The sequence below is a fragment of the Arcanobacterium buesumense genome (assembly GCF_012563545.1).
GTDB lineage: Bacteria > Actinomycetota > Actinomycetes > Actinomycetales > Actinomycetaceae > Arcanobacterium > Arcanobacterium buesumense.
In genome coordinates this window covers 851,296-875,482 of the sequence record NZ_CP050804.1, presented here as the reverse complement: position 1 = coordinate 875,482, position 24,187 = coordinate 851,296, and the positions used below count along the sequence as shown (strand labels likewise).

Below are 24,187 nucleotides of genomic sequence, written 5' to 3'. Positions count from 1 at the left end.
TTATGGTTGTTGAACCTTCGCTAGTTCGATACATGCCTGTGCAACGCGGTTATATACCGCAATGTGTTTTTCCAACGGTTCAAGCAAATGCTCTATCAGATCTTCACGAAAAGCCGCCAGTAAACGCCGGTGAACACGATGATATGTTCTATTCCGGCCGCGGCGAATAACGATGCGAGATATAAACGAGATTAACCATCCAAGCATCACCCCACCAATGACCATTACTAACGGCAGTGGAAAAATTCCCACCATCGGTGGACGGTCAAGCCAGATACCAAGATTGACGGCTAAAGCATGTGCAACTAACCATAGCACGCCGCCAAACACAGTTATCATTAACAACCACTGCATAACATTAACAAGCCGCCACCATAATGGATGGCGTCTTGTCTCTAATTCAGCGTGTGAGGAAACATAATCAACGCGCCGCACTAATGTTTCAACTGAATGGTGGGTATCACTGATAATTTCTTGTGCCCAACGTCGTGGCAGATGACTGGTAGCTTGCGTTACATAGCGCTGATATTCGTTATCTGCTTGTTGCAATGCAACCTCTGAAAGTGCAATACCTGTAACGGGATTATTTTCTGGCTCTGCTGGTCCCCCGGCAAGTCGAAAACGTTGCAGGGGATCAATCTTTAAGGCTGTTATCCATCGCGTTACCGGCCATCGCGTCGCTTTTTTAGCGCGATATTCATAGGATTGGCTAGCTAACCGGGCTACCACTGGAGCACCAGCCGCATTTAACACAGAATCAACAAAATGTTGTGGATTAGGTGCCTGTGCTTTACGCTGTTTTGCGCCGGTGACTTCCAGATCTTCACCAATAGCCGTGCCAACTGTACGCAGGTCGGCTGCCAGCTTGTCCAGCATTGCTTTTTTCGCATCAATCAGAAGGCTAATACGAGAACGAAGGTTGTCGATTCCTGCCCCGGTTACTGCTGAAGTGACAAGAAGATCGGAGCTCACGTTGTGAGATGTGAGAATGCCACGAAGCGATCCGACTACCCGATCCAGATCATCCGGAGAGAGCCTATCAGCTTGATTAAGCACAGTTATCATCACTGAAGAATGCTCAGCCATACCCTTAAGATATTCGTCATGTACGATACTATCGGCATATTTTTGCGGATCAACAACCCAAACGATGACATCTGCACGGGTAATAATTGAGGCAGCGGTTTGCCGATTAGATACCGAGGTGGAATCGATATCTGGTAAATCGATGAGAATAAAGGGCGCCGACGTTCCAAATATTTGACTGAGCTCACTGCACTCGTAACTATGCGTAACATCCAGCCACTGCATAATATTTTTTTGTTCACTTTGCGGCAGTGAAGATAATGCCGTGGGATGGGCGGTGGTTGGTCGTGTTGGTGCAACGGTCAAAAGGTCATTACCAATGAGCGCATTGATAACAGAAGATTTTCCAGCTCCAGTTGGTCCCGAAACCGCCACTACTGTTACTTCGGGATCATACCCACGCCGCTCCTGCAATCGCTGCCGTGTAGCATTAGCCTGATCGTATACGTTAGCAGATAAATACTGGCCGGCGTCTGTCATCACCTCATCTAAAAGTTCAATACCGGCATTAAGTGATGTACTCATGATGCTCTTTCTGCATTATATGCATACCGCAGTTGGGTGCTTGTTTTAGCTAGGGCATGTCCACTTGCCGGATCGATGGAAAGCTCATCAAGCGCGGCGCGGTAAATGTCAAGGTCTGTGTTTATAAACGACTGCGCTAGTTGGTGTAACGAGACAGTTGCTTTTTTCGTCATGCGTCGAACAGCGTCGTCGCCAAAAACAGCTTCGAGAACGCGTTGCGCAATAACAGCCGTTCCACCAGCAACCGCAACTTCACCACCAGCAAGCCCCGCAGTTGCCGAAAATACCGCTATCATCAAGGCTAGGCCTATGGCATTAACTCCCAATGCCAGAGCCCGTGCAGTTGCTTTTTTATGGCCGCTTTCGTTAGTAACCATATCGTAAAGATCTTCTTGCCATTGGCGAACAATGTCATGAGCATCAATTCGTCGTTCTTCTGGGGAACGCAGTGTCGCGGGCGGATCTATTAAACCACTTCGTTGCCAGGCCTGTTGAACACTCAATATGCATGCCTCACTTTGTGAAACAAACAAAGTGTGAATGCCTTCTTCAATAGCTGCGACTGCATCACGTTCAGCTGTTGTTTTGCCAGTCAACCACGCAGATACTCGATCGCGTACTTTACTAACTCCATCTTCTAAGGCCCGCGTCCAGGTTCCGGCGCCAACGATATCTTGCCACCTGGCAAGTACTTCGCCACGCAATAATGAACCATCTTCAAGAGCTTTGTCGATATTATCCCATGCGGTATCACTAGCATGATCAATATCCCAACGAAGCGAGTGAACCGAATCAACCTGCTCTTGATAGGAATCGTGAATAGTGCCAAGCGATTCTAGGAGCATACCTACAGCCCCTGACAATGTTTGACGCACGACTGCCGAACGAGCTGCGGTATCTCGGGTGAGCGCAAGAAGCCAGTCACGTAACGATGCAATATCGGGTTTGCGAATGAAACCAAGATCATCGAAATCTTGTTCCGAAATAACAAACAATGGCGCACTGCCCAAGCCTCGTTCGTTTAGACGACGAACAAGATCAGGGCGTATTTGCGCACCTTGTCCACGCGGCACCCGGTTAAGAACCACTGCGATAACGATATTGCGTTCAGCTGCTTCGTCGAGTAATGCCCACGGAATTGCATCAGCATAGCGCGCAGCTGTTGTCACAAAAATCCATAAATCAGCAGCCGATAATAATTGAGCAGCAAGCTCACGGTTATCTTGCGCTATCGAATCAATATCTGGTGAATCAATAAGAGCAATCCCTGGCCCAACAGCTTCCGAGGCGTGCAAGGATAAAAATTGATGCCCATCTTCTTGCGCAGCTGTTCCAGATATGCGGGTCAGACCCGGAAGAATGCGGTTATCTGTAAACCACTGTTCATCAGCTGGGTTAAATATCAGCATCGGTTGGCGAGTTGTTGGACGTACTGGTGAAGTAAGAGCAACGTGTTCGCGTACAAGAGAATTAATCAATGACGATTTTCCAGAACCTGTTGAGCCGCCAATAACACCGAGAATTGGCGCATCCATATTCTGGTAGCGTGGTAACAAATAATCATCGAGTTGGTGGATAACGTCATTAAGCATTTCCCCACCGAGTTCAGCGTGCATAGTTGGCAAGGCGAAGTGAATCGTTGATAACACCTCGCGCACGTCACCCAAGGCGCTTTCAACATCGCAATAGCGGGTTACGTTAACCATTATTCTTGGTCTCCGTTGTATAAGTGCGGGCGCAAATCAACTTCTGGTGGTTGCCACGTATGCATATCAGCGTCAGTTTGCTCACCACTACGGATATCTTTGACTTGTTCGCCTTCTTCTGTGGAGAACCAAACGTATGGGATTCCACGGCGATCGGCATACCGGATTTGCTTTCCGAATTTTGCTGACGACGGAGATACCTCAGTTGGGATACCGCGGCGACGTAATTCAAAAGCCGTCTTTTGGGCGTGGGAGCGTTCGGATTCATCATTAACGGCGACAAGCACAGCAGTTGGCACTTTCCGGCTAGCTCGCACAACATCTTGCCCAATGATACGGGCCAAAATACGTGAAACACCGATTGAAAGACCCACTCCTGGGAAGGTTCGTTTACCATCTGAAACGAGGGAGTCATAGCGACCTCCGGAACATACCGAGCCGAGGTCTTCATGCCCTTCCATCACTGATTCATAGACTGAACCAGTGTAATAATCAAGACCGCGGGCGATCTTGAGATCTGCGATAACTGAACCTGGTATAAGGTCATTAGCACCTTCAATTAAAGCAACAAGCTCATGGAGGCCTTCGTCTAACAGATCCGATTTCAATCCAAAGGATGAAATCTTATCTGCGAATGAGGCATCTTCAGTACAAATTTGAGCAAGTTCTAGAGTTAGCCGTGCTTGATCAGGAGTTGCGTTCACATCTCGGGCGAGCAATTCCTTAACCACCTCTGGGCCGACTTTATCGAGCTTATCGACAATGCGTAGGGTTTGCTCAACATCCTCGATACCAATTGCTTCGTAGAATCCCTGTGCGACTTTACGGTTTGACGCGTGAATACGGACTCGTGGAATAGGCAAGGTTGATAGCGCATCGACCATAACTAAGGGCAACTCAATTTCGTGATGGAATGCGAGAGTATCTTGACCAACAACATCCACATCTGCTTGGATAAACTCTCGGAATCGCCCATCTTGTGGTCGCTCACCTCGCCAAACTTTCTGAATCTGGTATCGCCGGAATGGGAAATCTAGATGTCCAGCATTTTCCAGTACATAACGCGCCAATGGCACAGTCAGATCAAAGTGCAAACCTAGTTCATCTTTTTCCTGGTTTTCCCCAGCCTGTAAACGCCGCAGAAGGTAGATTTCCTTCGACGTTTCACCTTTAGATAATAACCGTTCGACTGGCTCAACTGCTCGCGTTTCAATCGACGAAAAGGCATGTAACTCAAAAGTACGCCGAAGTGCGTCTAATACTTCTTGTTCTACAAGGCGCCCAGCAGGAAGCCACTCAGGAAATCCGGATAACGGTGCGATTTTAGCCATAAATATTATTCTTCCATGAAATACCAAAGAAAAGGGAATCTAAAGCAGGGTTTGTGAGCTAAATTCTTAGCTCATTGCCGCATGCAGGAACGGAGAATGTCGCGTCTCATGAAACATGGTAGTAAGCGGACCATGACCGGGCAAAATATAGGTCTCTGGTCGAATCACATTAACAAGCAAGCGCAAGGTGGCTACCATTTGATGTTCATCACCGCCTGGGAAATCCGTACGGCCAATTCCACCATTAAAGATCACATCTCCGCCAAGTAAAAACTTCTCGCGACGTCCGGTAGGCAACATGATGGAATACGGAACATTAGTAACCTGTCCCTCAATTAAGAAAACTGTAGAGCCTTCGGTATGCCCAGGTGCTGGCACTGCGCGCATCGCGATACCAGGGACAAGTTCAACTGAGGTAGAAAAAATATCAGCCGGTAATAATTCAAGATTGCTCGGTTTCTTCCAATCACTTCCGCCTAAACGTCGTAACGCTAATTCACGTCCACTATCGGCGGGTAAAAAGGCATTGGGATCATCCATTCGATATGCGTCAGGTTGAGCAATGTAGACGGGTTTGTCACCAGCGACACTCGCACTATCCCAGACGTGATCCGGATGACCGTGAGTAAGGAGCACTGCGCCTAATGTAAGGTTTGTTTCAGCCAATGTTTGCTGAATCCAAGCGCGGCTTCCGGCTCCCGGATCGACGACGAGAGCGGACCGTTCGTCGTCGTCAGCCAAAATATACGTGTTTGCCTGCAAGAATGTTTGGTCGTATCGCAAAAATAACATGTCTTAACCGTACCGGAAGATCAACAAAACACTCCAATTAGGCGTAAACTAGAATTACGTATGACAACGAGAACGGTCTACCCCGTCTGAAGGAGGGTCTCATGACTGATAAGAATCCCACCCCAACCCCGCGCGCAATCGCACATCCTAAGCCGGCAACTGCGCCAATTCCGCCTGTTGACGATGCGCAGGCAAAACTCGCGGCTACTTTTGGTCGTGTTGATAGCGAGGGAAATGTTTGGCTTAAAGAAGCCGATGGCACTGAACGCGTCGTCGGTCAGTACGCTGCTGGCGGCACCCTAGAAGAGGCGCTCGAACTTTACGTTCGTCGTTTCTTAGATTTGCAAGCACAAGTCGCCCTCCTTGAGACGCGCATTTCTAACATTTCCCCTGAAGAAGCACGCCAGTCATTAAAAACTTTGCATGAGCAACTTGTCGAACCAGCTGTTGTTGGCGATATTGCTTCATTGAAAGAACGTACCGCTAAGCTAGATGAACTGGCCGAAGAGCGCCGGGAACAAGTAGCTGCCGAGCGCGCTGCTGCTAAAGAGCAAGCGTTAGCTGAACGCACTGAGATCGTGGAAAAGGCGGAAGCTCTCGCCAACCAAGATCCAGCCCGGACACATTGGAAGAACTCCCGTCAGGAACTAACCGATTTACTTGAGGCTTGGAAAACTTCTCAGCGTACTGGTGCACGTATCGATAGACCAACTGAAGAAAGCTTGTGGAAGCGTTTTTCTTCTGCTCGTACAAAGTTTGACCGTCACCGTCGTCAATACTTCTCCGAACGTGATGCGGCTCTGAAGATTACCGTGGCACGCAAAGAGGAACTTATTGCTGAAGCAGAGTCCCTCGCATCATCCACCGAATGGGGCCCTACAGCCGCCCGTTTCCGTGATCTCATGGAAGAGTGGAAGGCCGCGGGCCGCTCGATCAAGAAGGAAGACGACCGCTTGTGGGAGCGTTTCCGCTTGGCTCAGCAATCTTTCTTCGATGCCCGATCCGCTCATAATTCGGCTCTGGACGAGGAATTCGGTGCGAACCTGACTGCTAAACTTGCCCTGCTAGAGGAAGCTGAAAAGCTTGTTCCAGTCACTGATGTTGATTATGCGAAAGAGCAGATTCGATCCATCGGTGAACGCTGGGATGCGATTGGCCGCGTACCGCGTGCAGAAGTTTCTCGCACCGAGGGTCGTTTGCGTGATATCGAGCGTGCGATTCGCGATGCAGAATCAGAGCAATGGCGTAAGTCTGACCCAGATAAGAAAGAACGTACTGACGGTATGGTCGCTCAACTTCGAGCTCTTATCGTCGAGCTTGAAGCAGATATCGAAAAGGCAAAGAGTGCTGGCAACGATAAGAAGCTGAAGGAACTTAATGCAGCCCTTGAAGCTCGTAAGACTTGGCTTGCTGCAGTCCTAGCTGAGTGAACATCATAGTCTAGCCTATATGCGCTAACTGTCGATGGGGGTAATCCACTGCTGTGGATTACCCCCATCGTGTTGTTTATACCTATGTTTTACTTATTGTATGCATCCACTTATTCTTAGACCACATTCTTTGTACGAACGCAATCAATTCGAATTGTTAACTACTTCTGGACTTCTCGTTGAACTCGGAGGTATCGGGTGGATTGCGCGGAATTATGTCTTGACCGAAACTCAACGTGCTGGACTTATCGGAGCAATACATGGTTCTAAAGTTATTGTCTCTCATGTGGGTGCTTACTGGATATACACCGGGAAAACGAGTATTGAATTAACTCGTTCTATCCATCTTATGAGCCATCCAGATATGGCCACAACAAAATATCCACGCCAAATTTATCCAGTTACTGACTTAGTTATGCTTGGCTCAACGACACTGACAACAAAAGAGAGAACTGCCATTGATTTACTTCGAAGCGACTTAGCTACCGGTGTTGAAGCATTACTCAATCTATTACGGCATGGCGCATCATTTGATCAGATAGTTGAGCGGGCCAACCGGCTCAGATATCATCCTCGAATGCGTGGAGTACGAGATCTACTCTACCAACTACCCGATGCTGTGATCGCTCAAGCTAGTTCGCATTACGTCGCGGAATAGGGGTTTGAGCAGCCCGAAGTAGGCGAGCATCGTCTTTCTTGTTACCCGTGATCCGATAGGCATCGTAGACGCCTTCAATCTTGCGCAACTCACGTAATACACGTTCTAGATGGTGCGGATCTGCCATCTCAAAAGTGAAGCTTGATTTAGCTACTCTCTGGGAAGAGGTGTTGATTGTTCCAGAAATCATATTGACGTCGTGTTCAGCCAATGCACGGGAAATATCTGCCAATAACCCGCGTCGATCAAGTGCCTCAATTTGTACCTGGACAAGGTAAACCGCATCAGCGTCACGATCCCACGCAATATCGATAAAACGATCAGGCTCTCGACGTAACGAATCAACATTCGGGCAATCTGCCCGATGAACTGAAATCCCCTTACCACGAGTAATAAAACCAACAATTTCATCTGGCGGAACAGGAGTACAACACTTAGCTAATTTGACAAGAACATCAGTATCTTCAATCGAGGTAACGGTAACAGCCGATGAACTATTACCATCTGAACGATGCTGGATACGCGTAGGCGTGACAGCTTCTGCCATCGTCTCTTCAGCCCCAGCGTTACCTCCTTGTGAAGCAATAAGCCGCCGGACAACTGACTCTGCAGAAATAACACCTTCACCGATTGCCGTGTAAAGATCGTTAACATCAGAGCGATTCAAGTCCTGCGCGATTGCCTTCAAGGTTTCGTGGCTCATCAAACGTTGAACTGGTTCGTTTCGACGACGGATCGCGCGTGCGAGTTTTTCTTTACCAATATCGGCGTTTTCTTCTTTACGCGAACGTGAGTACCACTGCTTAATTTTTGATCGAGCACGAGCTGTGGCAACAAATTCACTCCAGCCTTGGGACGGCGCAGCATCTTCTGATTTCGATGTGATGATCTCAACCGTATCGCCTGATTGCAGTTCATGATCCAGGGTAACTAGCCGATCATTAACTTTCGCTCCTACAGTGCGATAACCAACTTCGGTATGTACTGCAAAGGCAAAATCAACTGGCGTGGAGCCTGCTGGAAGTTCTTTAACTTCACCTGCTGGGGTAAAGACATACACTTTGTTACGCGACATTTCATAACGCAACGAATCAAGAAACTCAGAAGGATCAGCAGTGTCTCGTTGCCAATCAACTAATTGACGAAGCCACTCTAGCTGAGTGTCTTCTCGGCTAGCAGCTTGTTGGCTTTCTTTAGCATTTGGATTTTCTTTATAACGCCAATGAGCAGCCACGCCGTATTCAGCACGCCGATGCATCTCATAGGTGCGAATTTGGATTTCTACCGTACGTCCGCCTGATCCCATAACGGTTGTATGGATAGATTGGTAAAGGTTGAATTTAGGGGATGCAATGTAATCTTTAATACGACCTTGAATTGGTGTATATGCAGAATTAGCTACCCCGAGCGCGGTGTAACAATCTTGAACTTCTTCTACGAGAACACGCACACCAACAAGATCATAGATATCTTCAAAATCGCGACCACGCAAAATCATCTTTTGATAAATCGAATAATAGTGCTTGGGGCGACCAGAGATCGTGCATTTAACATTCGCTTTAGCTAATTCTCGCTGAAGGGTTTCTTTAACTTCTTCGATAAAACGTTCACGCTGAGGGGCACGCTCCCGTACCATTCGTTCAATTTCGGAATAGACAGCAGGGTAAAGGATACGAAAAGATAAATCTTCCAATTCCCACTTAATCGAATTCATTCCAAGACGATGTGCAAGAGGAGCAAAAATCTCTAATGTTTCACGAGCCTTTCGCTGAGCTGACGATTGAGAAACAAAGCGCCATGTTCGCGCATTATGTAGCCGATCGCCGAGTTTGATTAATAAAACACGGATATCTTTAGCCATCGCGATGATCATTTTACGCACAGTCTCAGCTGCAGCGGCATCGCCATAGTTTACCTTGTCGAGCTTGGTAACCCCATCGACTAGTAGAGCCACAGTAGAGCCAAATTCGCTACTAAGCTCTTCAAGAGTATAAGGCGTGTCCTCCACAGTATCATGCAAAAGGGCAGCAACTAGCGTATCTTCATCAAGGCCGAGTTCAGCTAAAATCGTCGCTACTGCTACTGGATGAGTAATATACGGCTCTCCGGACTTTCGTACCACTCCACGGTGAAGTTTTTCCGCCACTTCGTATGCGTGAATCAGACGATCAAGGTTCATCGACTTAGTCGACTCTATACTCATCATCGGTTCAAGAATGGTAGGAACAGAAACCTTCTTGCCTAGCCACGATAAACGAGAGCGCACTCGTGGCACATTCGAATGAGATGTCATATTCATACCTCCTCAGCCTCAGCGATACCCTATTTTAGCGCATTTCATAGTAAAAATGACAAGGAGGAGAAAAGCTAACAGCTTTTCTCCTCCTTGTCATCATCGTGATATTAAGTCTCGCAAGATTCAGTATTGCAAGACTGAATCTACTGCAACACCTTCGCCTAAATAGTTTCGGCCATTAAATTCAGTCAGCTCGATAAGTACACAGAGACCAATCGGGTTGCCACCTGCTTGTCGAATTAAATCACAGGCAGCTCCAGCGGTACCACCAGTAGCTAACACATCATCAAGAACTAAGACTCGCTGACCGTCTTCAACTGTAAATGGTTGAAGCTCCATTCGTGCGGAGCCATATTCCAGATCATAGTCAATTCCAACAACTGGACCAGGCAAACGGCCAGCTTTGCGAACTGTCAGCATACCCACGCCTAATGCCACAGCCAAAGGTGCGGCGAGGATGAAACCACGCGATTCGAGTCCCGCTACAGCATCAACTTTGCCACGGTACTTTTCCGCAAGCATATTAATGAGTGCAGCAAAACCTTCCGGATCTGCAATTAACGGTGTGATATCCCGGAATAATACTCCACGAGCTGGGAAATCCTGAACCTCACGAACATGCGAACGGACGAGATCAACGACGTCCTGGGGGAAAATATTATCGCTGCTCAACGTTTCTTCCTCTTCTTATTGCGTTTTGGTTGCGCACGGTGCCCTTGGTGAGCCCCGGCAACTGTTTCTACCGGCTTCAGTTTATCTTGGTCAGCGGTAGTTTGTTCTTCTTTTACTTGAACTGCTCGACGCCGATTTAAGACATCTTGCGTATGTTCACGAATCTTTGGATTGCGCATTGCTAATGCAACAGCCAGTGGCGCAGCAATAATTAACGATGAGAGCGTTGACAATAACATGCCAACAAACATCACCAATGCAAGGTCACGTAGTGTATCTGCACCAAGAATATACACACCGATAAACAAGATTGCTGCAACTGGTAACAATCCAGTAATCGACGTATTCAACGAACGAATCAAGGTCTGGTTCATCGCTTGATTAGCTGTTTCTTCATACGTGTAGGTATGTTGACTTGTCACATGCTCGGTATTTTCCCGCACCTTATCGAAAACAACAACAGTGTCATATAAGGAATATCCCATAATCGTCAACAAACCGATAACAGTTGCTGGAGTGATCTCGAAACCTGCCCACCAGTAAACACCTAACGTAATGATGAAATCGTGGATCAGCGCACCATTAGCACCAACAGCAATCGTCCAAGAACGGAAATATATGGTCAAAACAAGCGAGATAAGCACCATGAAGATAATCATTGCGCGAACCGCTTTAGACAAAATATCAGCACCCCACGATGGACCAACGAACGTAGAAGTCACATCAGTCGGAGCTACTTGATACGCTTCTGCTAAGGCCTCTCGTACAGCTTGTGTTTGCTTGTCATCCAGCTTGACAGTCTGAACTCGAATCGATGAAGAACCGAGTGTTGCAACTCGAGGAGCGTCATCATTGCCAACCTTCTTAATCACATCATAAGCTGCTTGATGAGAGGTGTCAGCAACACCAGAAATTGTAAATTGCGATCCCCCGCGGAACTCAATACCAGTATTTGGCGATTTGATCGCAAATCCTAGAATCGATATCACCATCAACACGATAGCTAACACAAGCCAAGTCTTCCGGCGACCAATAATATTGACCGAAGAACGTCCAGTGTAGAGATCGTTGCCAATCTTATACATTGATAACATTAGTTCTCCCCTTCTTGAGCAGCTTTTCGTTCGCGGCGTTCACGCGCGCGACGCTGTGCGAGAGTTTCGTGTTGGTCAACGAAACGTTCGTCTGGATATTCATCTTTATTAAGTTCGACTTCAGTTCCATCGGCACTAACTGCTTTGACTTTACGCACTTTCTTCGCTGGCTTCGCAAGAGCATAAGACCGGCCACGATAGATTGGCGTCTGCTCGAGTTTTTGCGCATCTAGACCCGAACCACGTTTTCCATCTCCAAAATACGATGTCTTGCCGAGATAGTGCATAACGGGATAAGTAAACATCATGACAACAATCAAGTCGAGGACTGTGGTAATTCCGAGAGTAAATGCGAATCCGCGCACTGAACCAACAGTCAAAATAAACAAAACTGAAGCAGCAACAAGATTCACAAGATCCGAAATAATAATCGTGCGCCGAGCACGATCCCAGCCGTGTTCAATACCGCTACGGATTGTACGACCGTCACGAATTTCATCCCGAATTCTCTCGAAGTAAACAATAAAGGAATCCGCAGTCACGCCAATCGAAATAATGATACCTAAAACGCCTGCCATTGATAGACGATAATCCATTGTCCATGACAAGAATGAAATGACTAAGAAGGACAACCCGGTAGAAACACCAATCGAAGCAATCGCAATAAGACCTAAAGCGTGATACTGCCACAACATGTAGAGCACAATAAGTAACGCACCAAATAGTCCTGCAATGAGACCAGATTCAAGTTGTTCGGCACCTAAAGTAGCTGAAATTTGTTCTTCAGATTGTACTTCAAAGAACAGTGGTAGGGAACCGAAATTAAGCTGATTGGCTAGACCGGCTGCCTCTTTTGCTTTAAATGATCCAGTAATCTGCGCTTGTCCACCAGTAATTGATGTTGAAGTACGTGGGGCAGAAACTGTTTTCCCATCAAGGACAATTGCAAATTGGTTCCGTGGTGGTTGTAACGTAGAGATACGTCCAGTGATGTCAGCGAACTTCTCTGATCCTTCAGAATTGAAATTCATATGAACAGCAAAACCACCGGTAGGCTGTCCTTGGTTGTTTACTGCCGGACCTGAGCTAGCTGAAGCAATAGTAGATCCTTCAAGCTCCGAAGGGCCAAGGAGATATTTAATTGTACCGTCAGGAGCACACGACACCAGCGGCTTGTTTGGATCGTCAGCATTCGATGAAATAGCTTCATCTTTCGAACCACATTCCAAAACGAGCGAATTATAAATAACTTGCTCTGTCACCCATGCCGGATCGGACGAATCCGCAGGAGCGGATATTGACGTATCGGAAAGCTTTCCATCGCCGTCAGTATCAGCAAGCTTCATGACTTCTTCTTGATACTGTTCTTCAGTCATTGTGCTCGCATCAAGACCTTCAGCTTTGTCCCCGAGTTGCTTGATAAGGTCTTCTTTACTTATCGCATGTGGATCGGCTAAGGATAATACTGGTCGCATCCGAAGGACTGCAGATGTACGCACAAGATCCAACGTTGCTTTATCAGGCTGCCCTGGCAAAGCAACAATAATATTGGAGCCGCCTTGCGCGGTAATTTCTGCTTCGGCAACGCCAGAGGCGTCTACTCGTTGACGGATGATTTCAATAGCTTGTTTAACGTCCTCATCAGTCACCTCCGAGCCATCAGTAGTTGAGGGGGTGAGGATGATCTGTGTACCGCCCTCGAGGTCTAGTGCTAATTCTGGCAAGAACCTATTCTTCGTACCAGTAAAGGTACCAAAACCGAGTGCGGCAAAAAGGGCCACAATCAGCACAATAAGAACAATGAGGCGCCCGACGGGCTTACTTTGCTTGCTCAGTTCATCACGTGAGTTTTGCACGCGTGTACTCCTTGACATTCTTCAGGTAAGCGGGAACTTATTTCCACGCTGAGCCTTGGTTATCACTCGAATCAGAACCGTCATCAAATACCGAATCGGTATCTATATCAACATCGGTTTCTGATTCGGTGTCATACGTTTCATCTTCATCCTCAACAGCAAGTGGGATATCCATCTGCGACATAATCGCACTACGCATCCACACTGTTTCGTCACCGGACGGAGATTCCAATGTGACAGCATCGCCATCAATATCAACAATTCTTCCAAAAAATCCAGAAGAGGTGACAACGTTATTGCCGATTGTAATCGCTTCATCACGCATCTCTTTTTGCTTTTGCTGAGTTTTAAGCGCAGTTCTGCGCATCATAAACATAAAGACAAGCATCATCAGGATAATGATTACAAATTTCATAAGCGTTGTTCGCTTTCAATTGAGGAGACGTCATACGGGTAAAAGTCTACCCGTTAACGCGCAAGAACCGGAGATTGCATCAGTATTTGGTACAACACCACACTTATACACTTCTCACCACATTATTTCGTGCCTTATTTATGAAAATAATGTGTGCTCTGGCGGCGTCAGACCTAAATGTTCCCACGCCATCTGGGTAGCAATTCGGCCACGTGGTGTTTTGGAAATAAATCCTTGACGCATGAGATAAGGCTCAGCAACTGTTTCGATTGTTTCTGGTTCTTCCCCAACAGAAACCGCTAACGTTGTTAATCCCACCGGACCGCCATTGAATCTACGACACAACGCATCAAGCACTGCCCTATCAAGGCGATCTAAGCCGCGTATATCAACTTCAAAAACATCCAGTGCCGCTTGAGCTGCTGGCAGATCCAGCTTCCCACTTCCACGAACTTGAGCCCAATCTTGTACTCGCCGCAAAAGACGGTTGGCAATACGTGGCGTTCCACGAGAACGTGAGGCAATCTCCCGGGCAGCATCCGAAGAAAGTTCGGCATTAAGCTTGACAGCATTCCGTTCTACGATTGTTGCCAGTTCATCATGGGTGTAATAGTCAAGATAAGCGGTAAAACCAAAACGGTCACGTAACGGCGCTGGCAGCATTCCGGCTCGCGTCGTTGCACCAACAACTGTAAAAGGAGGTAACGCAAGCGGAATTGATGTTGCTCCCGGCCCTTTTCCGACCATGACATCTACCCGAAAATCCTCCATGGCAAGGTATAACATCTCTTCAGCAGTACGCGCCAATCGGTGGATTTCATCGATAAAAAGCACATCATTTTCTTGTAAGGACGATAAAACCGCTGCAAGATCGCCCGGATGCTGAATAGCTGGCCCAGACGTCAAACGTAAAGCCCCACCAACTTCGGCTGCGATAATCATCGCTAACGTTGTTTTCCCCAGTCCGGGAGGACCAGAGAGTAATACATGATCTGGTGCTTTCTGCCGGGCTATCGCCGCATCAAGAACTAACGATAGCTGTTCACGGACAACATGTTGACCGACAAACTCCGTCAATCGTTTAGGCCGTAAAGCAGCTTCTTGGGCTCGTTCAGTATCCGAAGCTCCCGTATCAGTGATGTCATTCCAGTCCATTGCTACCTCCGTGATCCTAAGATTTGTAACGCGCTACGCAATAACTGCTCAACACTTGCACCAGGATAGTTAGCCATAGCTTCGGAAACTGCTAATCCAGCTTCACGTTCGTTCCACCCTAGGTTGGTCAACGCTTCCAGAACATCAGCATCCGCGACCGACGCGGAAACGACGGGGCTACCACTTAACGAACCACGAACTGGACCAAGTTTACTGCCCAGTTCCAAAATCATTCGCTGTGCTCCCTTTTTTCCGATACCCGAAACACGAGTAAGCGCCGCTTCATTTTTATTTGCAACCGCGTCACGTAATTCATCAGGAGTTAACGTCGCTAATACCGCTAACGCAGTACGCGGCCCTATTCCACTCACACCGGTGAGAATATCGAAAACATCACGTTCGTCGTCGTCAGCAAAACCGTAAAGCGTTAACGAATCCTCCCGCACAATCAGTGACGTCATAATCCGCTTTTCTTCACCAATACGCAAAGTGCCCAGCGTTGCAGGAGTAGCATAAACGCTGATCCCTACACCGTTAATGTCAATAATGGCCGTCGAAGACCCAATAAAGGTGACGATACCCCGTAAACTGGAAATCACAACCTAAACCCTTTCGAACATCTGTTTGAATGAGTTTATCATGAAGGCTTAACTGCACCATGACGACGCGACATGCGTTCTGCACTCGCCCACGCTTTTTGTGCAGGCGTCAGATCTGCTCCCTCAGCACGTGGCAACATACCGGCACCACCATGTTGAGCGCGATCCAGCTCCACAAATGGCTCAGCTCCACCACGCCAAGCATGACATATTGCAACAGCTATCGCGTCTGCAGCATCTTTTGGCCGTGGTAATTTTTCTAAGCCAAGGATACGCTGAACCATCATTTGCACATGAATTTTTTGAGCTCGCCCATTTCCGGTAACCGCAGCTTTGACTTCAGAAGGAGAATGCATCCCCACCGGCAAACTCGCTTTGGCTGCTGCCAGTAGAACAATCCCAACAACTTGCGCCGTTGACATCACAGAACGAACATTATCTTGCGCGAAAACACGTTCAATGGCTACAACGTCAGGGCGATGCAGTTTAATCGTTTCTTCTATTTCATTAGAGATAACTAATAAACGTTGGTGCGGAGCCATCTGTGGATCAGTTCGCGCTACGCCTACTGACACTAATGAAATTCTGCGTGCCCCGGCCGCATCCAAAACGCAAATGCCGCATCGGGTTAGACCGGGGTCGATTCCTAGAATCCGCAATTAGTTTTCCTCGGCTAACGCCGCCTCTACATCTTCAGAAAGATCGAGGTTCGAGTACACATTTTGAATATCATCAACATCATCCAAAGCATCAATGAGCTTAAAAAGTTTGTTGGCTGTTTCTAGGTCAGTGATCGGTACCTTCATAGACGGAACAAACTGCACTTCTGCTGAATTGTAATCTATGCCTTCAGCTTGCAGTGCCTTACGCACCTCGACGACGTCGTTGGGCTCAGAAATAATTTCAAAAACATCGCCTTCATTGTTTACTTCTTCAGCGCCAGCTTCTAAAACTGCCATCAAGATATCATCTTCACTGAAATCGCCGCTATTGGGTACTTCGACGACGCCTTTACGCGAGAACATATAGGAAACTGAGCCGGGATCTGCCAGCGTTCCACCATTTCGGGTCAACGCAACGCGAACGTCAGACGCGGCGCGATTACGATTATCAGTTAAACATTCAATGAGGATTGCGACACCGTTCGCGCCGTACCCTTCATACATAATATTTTCGTAATTAACTGCGTCCGCACCTTCACCCGAACCACGCTTTACTGCACGATCGATATTATCCGCAGGTACAGAATTCTTTTTCGCCTTTTGGATCGCATCATACAAAGTTGGATTCCCAGAAGGATCTCCACCACCAGTGCGCGCAGCAACTTCAATATTCTTGATAAGACGCGCAAATAACTTGCCACGCTTGGCATCAATCGCAGCCTTCTTATGCTTCGTGGTGGCCCACTTAGAGTGTCCTGACACGTAATTCTCCTTCTATAACGTTATCTACGGTGTGATTCTACAACCAAATAGGCGTATTACCGAAAACCTACGCACTATCTTTCTACGATAGTGCGGCACACCCCATCCCATCCATCTAACCATTCGCGTGCGTAGTCAATCAGATCTCGCGGAAAAACTAGCTGGCCATCAGATTGAACTTTAGCAAGTTCATCGAGATCCCACCAACGTTGCTCATCTAACACCTGCTCTTCTAAGGAAGTCCATTGCCGTCCGCTATCCGAAACTATTGCCTGCGCCTCAGTATCATCAAGATGAACGATAAAAAATTCTTCATCTTGACGTCGATCTTTAGCAGCAAAATGGAACGTAGAATAACGCGCTAAAACCGGTCCAATCAGTCGATGAGTTTCGACAACTAATCCAGTTTCTTCGCGTAGTTCACGTACAGCAGCTTGGCGTGTACTCTCATTATTCTCTAAGCCACCTCCAGGTGTAAACCACCAACTGTAGGCTTCATCATCAATATCGTGACCCTTAATTAAGAAAATACGCCCTACCGAATCAAAAACTACAATTCTCGCTGCCTGACGATACGGAACTCCCTCGTCGTTCAACGGCCACTCAACAAAAGAATCATCAACGCTCAACGTGCTACCCTCCATTAACGCATAGTAAAAACAGAACGCAATGTCTGAGCCTGCTCTAATAAAGAAAAAACAGATGCGCGCTCAATAGGGTCGCCCAACCTTCCACTGCGCGCCGCTCGCGTCGTCTTATGTCCAATCTGCAACATGATATTTTGGAAACGACGCATCGCCTCAGCTCCACTACCAGCTGGAGCGCCCAAGCGTAACGCCTGACGTTCTGCCCATAACAATGCCTGCCTTCGGTTACGTATCCGGGAAATCATCACAACTTCATGGCGGGCAAACCATCCCATTTTCACGTAGGGTTCCAAGCCACCAAGAACTGCTTGTTTTTCGTAACGTCGAGCATAAAAAACCATCCCCGTGGCTACGAGAGCGAGAGGAACATTCGTGATGAATTTATATGACTCATACGTCATCCCCTCCCAATATAAGGCGTCATTATTAATAAAATGGAACGTGCCAGCGCTTGCAAGAGCGGGAATTGACCAACGAGCTAAAGCCCATTTACTCTTGGAATACTCTGCAAAGCCAATACAAAAACCGAACATGGCCGAATATGTATCGTGGCTCAACGGGCCATCAAGGAACCGAACAGTAAAAACTTCTGCAAGGAAATCATAATTGCGCACGAAATATAAGATATTTTCCGTAAATGCGAAACCTGCACCGATCAATGCCCCATAAACGATTCCATCTACTGGCCCATTAAAGTACTGGCGAAAAACCAGATAGATTAAGATAATCCCTGCGCCTTTAACTGCTTCTTCCGATAACGGAGCAATCCACGATGCGGTATATCGCGAAATATCATAGACAGTTGCACCTTCATTGAGTAAGCGTGGAAGTACACGGGCTGAAGCAAAATCATTAATCGTTGCGCCAACCACGACAGACACTCCGCTACCCCAGACGAAAGCAAAAGCATAAAGCCATAGTGGCTCAGGCTCCCAATAGTCGATGAGCCAGACCAAGATAAGTGTAAAAACAACCGGAACTAGCGCCCACGCACTAGAAGTTACCGCAGCTGAAACGCCAGCCGGACCAGCTAGGGCAGGTAGTAGTTCTAAAAAAGTGATAGCAGCAAAAACGCCTAAGGCCAATAAAGGCGCATAAAAATCTAGGCCATGCTCCCGCGGAAAAACAACACGTTTAATACGATTATTCATCATCTAGATCAACCGTCTGTGGCCATGAAGCATTACCATAGGTACGGAAAATACGCGCCAACAACTGGCGTCTAATACGTTGTGCCCCAACCACGTGTATATTATGGAACCGACGCGTCATGCGCACGGACTGACGAGCCTGGGCCAAGCGCTCAAGAAGCTGCTCGTGGCCCACAATATCTTCGTCTTCCAACTCGTCAACCGTATAACGCAGAACTCGCGAAAGCTCAGATTCTAGCGCCAGCCGATCGTGCTGGATAAATGAACCATCGGCTCGGCCAACTGGCTCAAACTTAACATCATCAACAATATTGAGACCATCTGCCACCAGATCGTATCCTGCACTATCTCCACACTCTTTAGCAGCATTCGCTAGCACCACGCTTCCTGCCATATCTAGCACACCACTTTGGGCAACATTGATAGCCGTACGAGCTCGCGCGTGGAGCGCGTTTTCCAACGCCGCACGTGACGTTAAAATTTTCTTATGTAAAGCATCTAATCGACGAGCCTGAGTTGTCACAATTACAACTACACATAACGCGACAATTATCATCGCAGCTAACGCAATTTTCCACCACATAATCAAGGCCCCTTCGCTAAGTGGGCAGTGTTTAAGGCTGTTTCATAAACAGTGAGAATTTGCGACGCGACTGTTCCCCAGTCATAACGCCAGGCAGCTTTTTGAGCTGCTTGTGCACGGCTAGCTCGGCTTATTGGATCATTGATAGCATCACATACCACAGCAGCTAACGAATCAGCGTCGTCATTGACAAAATGAGCTCCATAGGCACCATTATTTAACACAGCTAAAAATGCCGGAATATCGGAAGCTACAATGCCAGCTCCAGCGCTCATCGCTTCGACAAGAATTATGCCAAAAGACTCGCCCCCAGTATTTGGTGCTAGGTAAATATCCGTACTAGCCAATAAACGTGCTTTTTCGTCATCAGATACTGGACCAAGGAACGTCACTGCACATTGATCTTGACCAAATAGTTCACGTGCCTGATCAATATTTCCTTTGCCTGCAACAAACAGGTGCACGCCAGGTAGTTGTTCGCGAATCTGAGAAAAAGCTCTGGCGACAACAGGCAATCCTTTACGCGGTTCATCTAGACGGCCCAGAAAACTCAATGTAGGTTTATCTGGTTGTCCCACAAAACGTGGATCTTTGTGTGGCACTATCATTTTTTCAACGAACACACCGTTAGGAATAACCCACGCGTCAGCACCTAAGTACTGAACTGCCGTACGTCGTGCTTCCTGAGAAACTGCGATACGTGCACTAATCTTTTCCAGCATCGGAACGAGAAACGGTGAGGCAATTGCCATGAGTCGGGATCGATCCATTGCCGTGTGAAATGTCGAAACCACCGGGCACGTAGCGCTCATAAGCGCCAACATAGAAACAGAGGGGGTAAAAGGCTCATGTACATGGAGTACATCTAGTTTTTCATCGCGTAACCATCCGCGAACCTGGCGATTAACTTTCGGACCAAAAGAAAGCCGAGCAACTGATCCATTGTATTTAATCGGAATAGTGGCACCTACTGGACGCACAAAATCTTCCAACCCACCATGCCCCGGTTCACGCTCCGACGGTGCAATAACACTCACATCATGCCCACGCCGAATCAGCTCAGTCGCAAGATCTCGAATATGGAACTGGACTCCACCGGCGACATCCCAAGAATACCCACAAGCGATTCCGATTTTCACTTCTCCCCCTTAAGTGTCCGCGCTAATCGGCCCCGATCAAGATCCTCAACAAATACTTTTTGCAGCATATGCCAATGCGTAACATACTGTGGAAGCGCATCGGACATGACGGCTGCCCACTGCTCCATCATACGATGTACATCTGCAAGCCGCTGCGCTTTATCAGCATCAGGTTGAACAGCTGGCCATATCGGGTCACCAACAATGATCTTAATTCCCCAGGTCGTTCCGGCCTGACGGACTCGTTGACGGTCATGTTTGAAATTATCAGCAAGACACATAACAGGAAACATTGGACGGCCGGTGCGCTGCGCTAAAATGGCTGGTCCGGGCGCTACGCGCACACTGTGACCACACAATGGGACTTCCACGCCGGTAGCGCGTAGATCACGATCACACAGCAAAGGGACAAAACACGATCCTGCCAACATGTCATGGGTGAGGTTATCAATCACATGTTGATCTTTGACGGCATGATATATCACCATGCCTAGTGATCTGCGCAAGGATAAAAATTGTTGCGCTACTGTTTCCGGAGTTAGCTTTTCTGCCACAGTATGGACTGGTCCTAGTTCTTGTGCAGCCCACGCTCCAGCTAGATCCCAATTCCCCATGTGCATCAACGCCCCGCTAACAGAACCTTCCGCAAGAGCTTGCCGTAGCAGGTCAATATTTTCCACACTAACTCGTGCTCGTAGTTGTGCTTGGGACAAATACGGTAACCGAAATGCCTCATAAAAATAACGATAATAATGACGCATCCCCAACGCCGAACGAGAACGTTTTTTCCACCATGAAGGTTGAAAATCAATCCGGTCATAATTAGTTCGTAGCTGTTGGACACCCCCATAATTAGACCACCCAACAACAGTACCAGCCACCGCAAAAATCCCGCGTGCTAACCGTTCTGGTAGAAATTTAGCAGTGAAATCAATGATCTGGAAAAGGCGTTCTGGTGTCATTCGTTACCGCGATCAATTAACTGACGATGAACATAATGCATCCGTTGCAAAACAGTAACTGCTGCGAGACCTGCTAGCACCCATAATCCAAGAGCAAGAATCCATTGGGGAGCTCCGAAGCCAACTGCAAGGGTGATAACTCCGGCAAACACTAGTCGATCAGCACGCTCAGCCCAACCAATCGCCGCTGATGCACCGATGCTTTCCGCCTTAGCCCGAGTATATGGCACAACGCTACCGAGTAATCCAGCAGCTACTGCGCCACTCATGACCCATGGCGCCATATCCGGTTGTGCATGAAAGTATCCCCAACCAGCCAAAGCAGCGAAAACTGCACCATCAGTAACCCGATCGAGAGTTGAGTCAAGAAAAGATCCCCATGCCGAACTTGTTTTTGTCAGACGTGCAATCTGACCATCGAGATTATCGAAAACAAGAACGATACTGGTTACGATCACACCGCTGACCAGCATATTATGTGGCAAAAAGAAAAGGGCTGACGCACACGAAAGAATCGTCCCTACCCAAGTAACGATATTCGCACTAATGCCAAGACGAACGAACAGCCGCGCAACTGGCTCGAAGGCCAGTTGCGCGAAAGGTCTACCACTACGGGAGAGCATAGCTATCCTTACTGATTTGTGTGGTTACGAATATGTTCAACGATACGAGATACAGCTTCATCCACCGCTACCCCGTTGTCCTGTGAACCATCTCGCATACGGAATGAAACAGCACCAGCTTCCATATCTTCACCACCAGCGATCAATGTAAATGGCACTTTATCCTTGGAGGCATTACGAATCTTCTTAGGGAATCGGTCATCAGTTTTGTCAACCTCTACGCGCACTCCATGCGCCCGGAGTTTGTCAGTTACCCCGTCAAGATAATCGTTAAAGGCGTCAGCCACTGGCACACATCGTACTTGGACTGGTGCCAGCCACGCCGGGAAAGCCCCGGCATAGTGCTCAGTCAACACACCAAAGAAGCGTTCAATAGAACCAAAGAGTGCACGGTGAATCATCACTGGACGATGACGCTCACCATCTGGTCCGGTGTATTCAAGATCAAAGCGTTCCGGCAAGTTAAAATCAAGCTGAATAGTTGACATCTGCCAGGTTCGTCCAAGTGCGTCCTTAGCCTGAACGGAAATCTTCGGTCCGTAGAATGCTGCACCCTCTGGATCAGGAACTAGTTCAAGTCCGGATGCTTCAGCAACTTCTTTTAGCGTACGAGTCGATTCTTCCCAAACGTCATCATCGCCAACAAACTTCTTCGGGTTCTTTGTTGATAATTCCAGATAGAAATCATCAAGTCCATAATCTTTCAACAAATCCAAAACGAATGTCAAAAGACGAGTGAGCTCATCTTTCATCTGCTCACGCGTACAGTAAATATGAGCATCATCTTGGGTAAAACCACGCGCTCGGGTCAATCCGTGTACAACACCAGAGGCCTCATTTCGGTAAACCGTGCCAAATTCAAATAATCGCAACGGCAGTTCACGATATGACCGCCCCCGCGACTTATACACGAGATTGTGCATCGGACAATTCATAGGCTTGAGATAGTAGTCCGCACCCTGCTTTGTAATATTGCCGTCTGCATCGTGTTCTTCATCCATGTGCATCGGTGGATACATACCATCGGCGTAAAAATCAAGGTGCCCAGAAACTTCAAATAAGTTTCCTTTTGTAATATGTGGAGTATTAACGAATGAATAATTCGCTTCAATATGCTTTTGACGCGAATAGTTTTCCATTTCCATACGAATAATGCCACCCTTAGGGTGGAAAACCGCCAGCCCCGAGCCAATTTCATCCGGGAAAGAGAAAAGATCTAATTCGGTTCCCAGTTTACGATGGTCACGACGTTCTGCTTCCGCAATACGCTCTTGGTACGCACGTAATTCGTCTTTCGACGGCCAGGCCGTGCCGTAGATCCGCTGAAGAGAATCATTAGCCTGATCACCACGCCAATAAGCTGCTGAAGAACGTGTTAAGGCAAACCCGTTACCAATAAGTTTTGTACTTGGCAGATGCGGCCCACGGCACAAATCAGTCCATACGACTTCTCCATTACGCCGCACGTTATCGTACATCGTTAATTCGCTACCGCCGACTTCAATAGAAGCCCCGTCAGCAGCCTGGTCACGATCTGCATCCGAACCGCCTTTTAAAGAAATTAATTCAAGCTTGTATGGCTGGTTGGCAAGTTCTTCGCGAGCATCGTCATCGGAAATAGAACGACGAACAAAACGCTGCCCCTCTTTGACAATACGCATCATGTCTTTTTCCAGTTGCTTAAGCAGTTCTGGTGTTACTGAGTCAATATTTCCAAAGTCGTAATAGAAACCATCAGTAATAAATGGGCCAATGCCCAAGTTCACATCAGGGAACCGATTTTGCACGGCTTGAGCTAGAACATGAGTTGCCGAATGACGCAGGATATTTAGACCATCAGGTTCACTAATATCAACGCCTTCAACTGTGGCGCCCTCTTCCAAGGACGTCAAATCGGTATTGAGGTCCTTGAGCACTCCGTCTACTCGTAGTGCCACAATTGAACGTTGTTTGTCGTAAAATTCAATACCAGTGATGGGAGCTTCGAACTCTTGCTCACTACCGTCAATAAAAAGCTTCACTTAAGCCTCCTGAGTCATCCGT

Annotated in this window: 22 protein-coding genes; 2 read left to right on the top strand and 20 right to left on the bottom strand. The window is 47.6% G+C overall.

Annotated features, from left to right (window positions below; all coding sequences use genetic code 11):
• The 4 genes from HC352_RS03955 to HC352_RS03940 all read right to left on the bottom strand — a co-directional run bounded on the left by HC352_RS03955 (position 1) and on the right by HC352_RS03940 (position 5,440).
• A complete protein-coding gene (locus HC352_RS03955) occupies positions 1-1,611 on the bottom strand; it encodes a dynamin family protein (RefSeq protein ID WP_168917680.1) in 1,611 nt (536 codons plus the stop codon).
• Complete coding sequence (locus HC352_RS03950; RefSeq protein ID WP_168917679.1) at positions 1,608-3,317, bottom strand: GTPase domain-containing protein; 1,710 nt, start codon at positions 3,315-3,317, stop codon at positions 1,608-1,610. Before HC352_RS03950 ends, HC352_RS03955 begins: the two co-directional genes overlap by 4 nt.
• The gene (gene hisS, locus HC352_RS03945) at positions 3,317-4,648 is read right to left on the bottom strand and encodes a histidine--tRNA ligase (protein WP_168917678.1); all 1,332 of its coding nucleotides are present in this window, start codon (positions 4,646-4,648) and stop codon (positions 3,317-3,319) included. The genes HC352_RS03950 and hisS overlap by 1 nt, the downstream gene beginning before the upstream one ends.
• 66 nt (positions 4,649-4,714) lie before the next feature.
• Positions 4,715-5,440: an MBL fold metallo-hydrolase gene (locus HC352_RS03940; protein WP_168917677.1), complete on the bottom strand. Its 726-nt coding sequence runs from the start codon at positions 5,438-5,440 to the stop codon at positions 4,715-4,717.
• A gap of 101 nt (positions 5,441-5,541) precedes the next feature.
• Between HC352_RS03940 and HC352_RS03935 the strand changes: the two genes are divergently transcribed.
• Complete coding sequence (locus HC352_RS03935; protein ID WP_168917676.1) at positions 5,542-6,870, top strand: DUF349 domain-containing protein; 1,329 nt, start codon at positions 5,542-5,544, stop codon at positions 6,868-6,870.
• 130 nt (positions 6,871-7,000) lie between these two features.
• Positions 7,001-7,528, top strand: a complete 528-nt coding sequence (locus HC352_RS03930) for a hypothetical protein (protein WP_211080713.1) — start codon at positions 7,001-7,003, stop codon at positions 7,526-7,528.
• On the opposite strand, the gene HC352_RS03925 is transcribed toward HC352_RS03930, so the two are convergent.
• From HC352_RS03925 to thrS, 16 genes are all read right to left on the bottom strand, one after another.
• Complete coding sequence (locus tag HC352_RS03925) at positions 7,503-9,821, bottom strand: RelA/SpoT family protein (protein WP_168918600.1); 2,319 nt, start codon at positions 9,819-9,821, stop codon at positions 7,503-7,505. The genes HC352_RS03930 and HC352_RS03925 overlap by 26 nt on opposite strands.
• Positions 9,822-9,947: 126 nt before the next feature.
• Positions 9,948-10,496, bottom strand: a complete 549-nt coding sequence (locus HC352_RS03920; RefSeq protein ID WP_168917674.1) for an adenine phosphoribosyltransferase — start codon at positions 10,494-10,496, stop codon at positions 9,948-9,950.
• A complete protein-coding gene (gene secF, locus HC352_RS03915) occupies positions 10,493-11,590 on the bottom strand; it encodes a protein translocase subunit SecF (protein WP_168917673.1) in 1,098 nt (365 codons plus the stop codon). The genes HC352_RS03920 and secF overlap by 4 nt, the downstream gene beginning before the upstream one ends.
• A complete protein-coding gene (secD, locus tag HC352_RS03910) occupies positions 11,590-13,446 on the bottom strand; it encodes a protein translocase subunit SecD (protein WP_168917672.1) in 1,857 nt (618 codons plus the stop codon). The genes secF and secD overlap by 1 nt, the downstream gene beginning before the upstream one ends.
• A 37-nt stretch (positions 13,447-13,483) precedes the next feature.
• On the bottom strand, positions 13,484-13,861 hold the full coding sequence (gene yajC, locus HC352_RS03905) for a preprotein translocase subunit YajC (RefSeq protein WP_168917671.1): 378 nt from the start codon (positions 13,859-13,861) through the stop codon (positions 13,484-13,486).
• Positions 13,862-13,999: 138 nt separating this feature from the next.
• Positions 14,000-15,016 carry a Holliday junction branch migration DNA helicase RuvB gene (ruvB, locus tag HC352_RS03900; RefSeq protein WP_168917670.1) on the bottom strand — a complete coding sequence of 339 codons (1,017 nt, stop codon included), beginning with the start codon at positions 15,014-15,016 and terminating at the stop codon, positions 14,000-14,002.
• Between the two features lie 2 nt (positions 15,017-15,018).
• A complete protein-coding gene (ruvA, locus tag HC352_RS03895) occupies positions 15,019-15,615 on the bottom strand; it encodes a Holliday junction branch migration protein RuvA (protein ID WP_168917669.1) in 597 nt (198 codons plus the stop codon).
• A gap of 38 nt (positions 15,616-15,653) precedes the next feature.
• Positions 15,654-16,274 carry a crossover junction endodeoxyribonuclease RuvC gene (gene ruvC / locus HC352_RS03890; protein ID WP_168917668.1) on the bottom strand — a complete coding sequence of 207 codons (621 nt, stop codon included), beginning with the start codon at positions 16,272-16,274 and terminating at the stop codon, positions 15,654-15,656.
• Positions 16,275-17,039, bottom strand: coding sequence for a YebC/PmpR family DNA-binding transcriptional regulator (locus tag HC352_RS03885; RefSeq protein ID WP_168917667.1), 765 nt, complete (start codon positions 17,037-17,039; stop codon positions 16,275-16,277). It abuts the gene before it with no gap.
• Positions 17,040-17,113: 74 nt separating this feature from the next.
• The gene (locus tag HC352_RS03880; RefSeq protein WP_247645227.1) at positions 17,114-17,668 is read right to left on the bottom strand and encodes an NUDIX hydrolase; all 555 of its coding nucleotides are present in this window, start codon (positions 17,666-17,668) and stop codon (positions 17,114-17,116) included.
• 14 nt (positions 17,669-17,682) lie between these two features.
• Entirely contained in the window at positions 17,683-18,840 is a 1,158-nt protein-coding gene (locus HC352_RS03875) for a PrsW family intramembrane metalloprotease (protein WP_168917665.1), read from the bottom strand.
• Positions 18,830-19,420 carry a hypothetical protein gene (locus HC352_RS03870; RefSeq protein WP_168917664.1) on the bottom strand — a complete coding sequence of 197 codons (591 nt, stop codon included), beginning with the start codon at positions 19,418-19,420 and terminating at the stop codon, positions 18,830-18,832. Before HC352_RS03870 ends, HC352_RS03875 begins: the two co-directional genes overlap by 11 nt.
• Before the next feature lie 2 nt (positions 19,421-19,422).
• Positions 19,423-20,559 carry a glycosyltransferase family 4 protein gene (locus HC352_RS03865; RefSeq protein WP_168917663.1) on the bottom strand — a complete coding sequence of 379 codons (1,137 nt, stop codon included), beginning with the start codon at positions 20,557-20,559 and terminating at the stop codon, positions 19,423-19,425.
• A complete protein-coding gene (locus HC352_RS03860) occupies positions 20,556-21,521 on the bottom strand; it encodes a phosphatidylinositol mannoside acyltransferase (protein WP_168917662.1) in 966 nt (321 codons plus the stop codon). Before HC352_RS03860 ends, HC352_RS03865 begins: the two co-directional genes overlap by 4 nt.
• The gene (pgsA, locus tag HC352_RS03855; RefSeq protein WP_168917661.1) at positions 21,518-22,144 is read right to left on the bottom strand and encodes a phosphatidylinositol phosphate synthase; all 627 of its coding nucleotides are present in this window, start codon (positions 22,142-22,144) and stop codon (positions 21,518-21,520) included. The genes HC352_RS03860 and pgsA overlap by 4 nt, the downstream gene beginning before the upstream one ends.
• Positions 22,145-22,152: 8 nt before the next feature.
• A complete protein-coding gene (gene thrS / locus HC352_RS03850) occupies positions 22,153-24,165 on the bottom strand; it encodes a threonine--tRNA ligase (RefSeq protein ID WP_168917660.1) in 2,013 nt (670 codons plus the stop codon).
• Between the last annotated feature and the right edge of the window lie 22 nt (positions 24,166-24,187).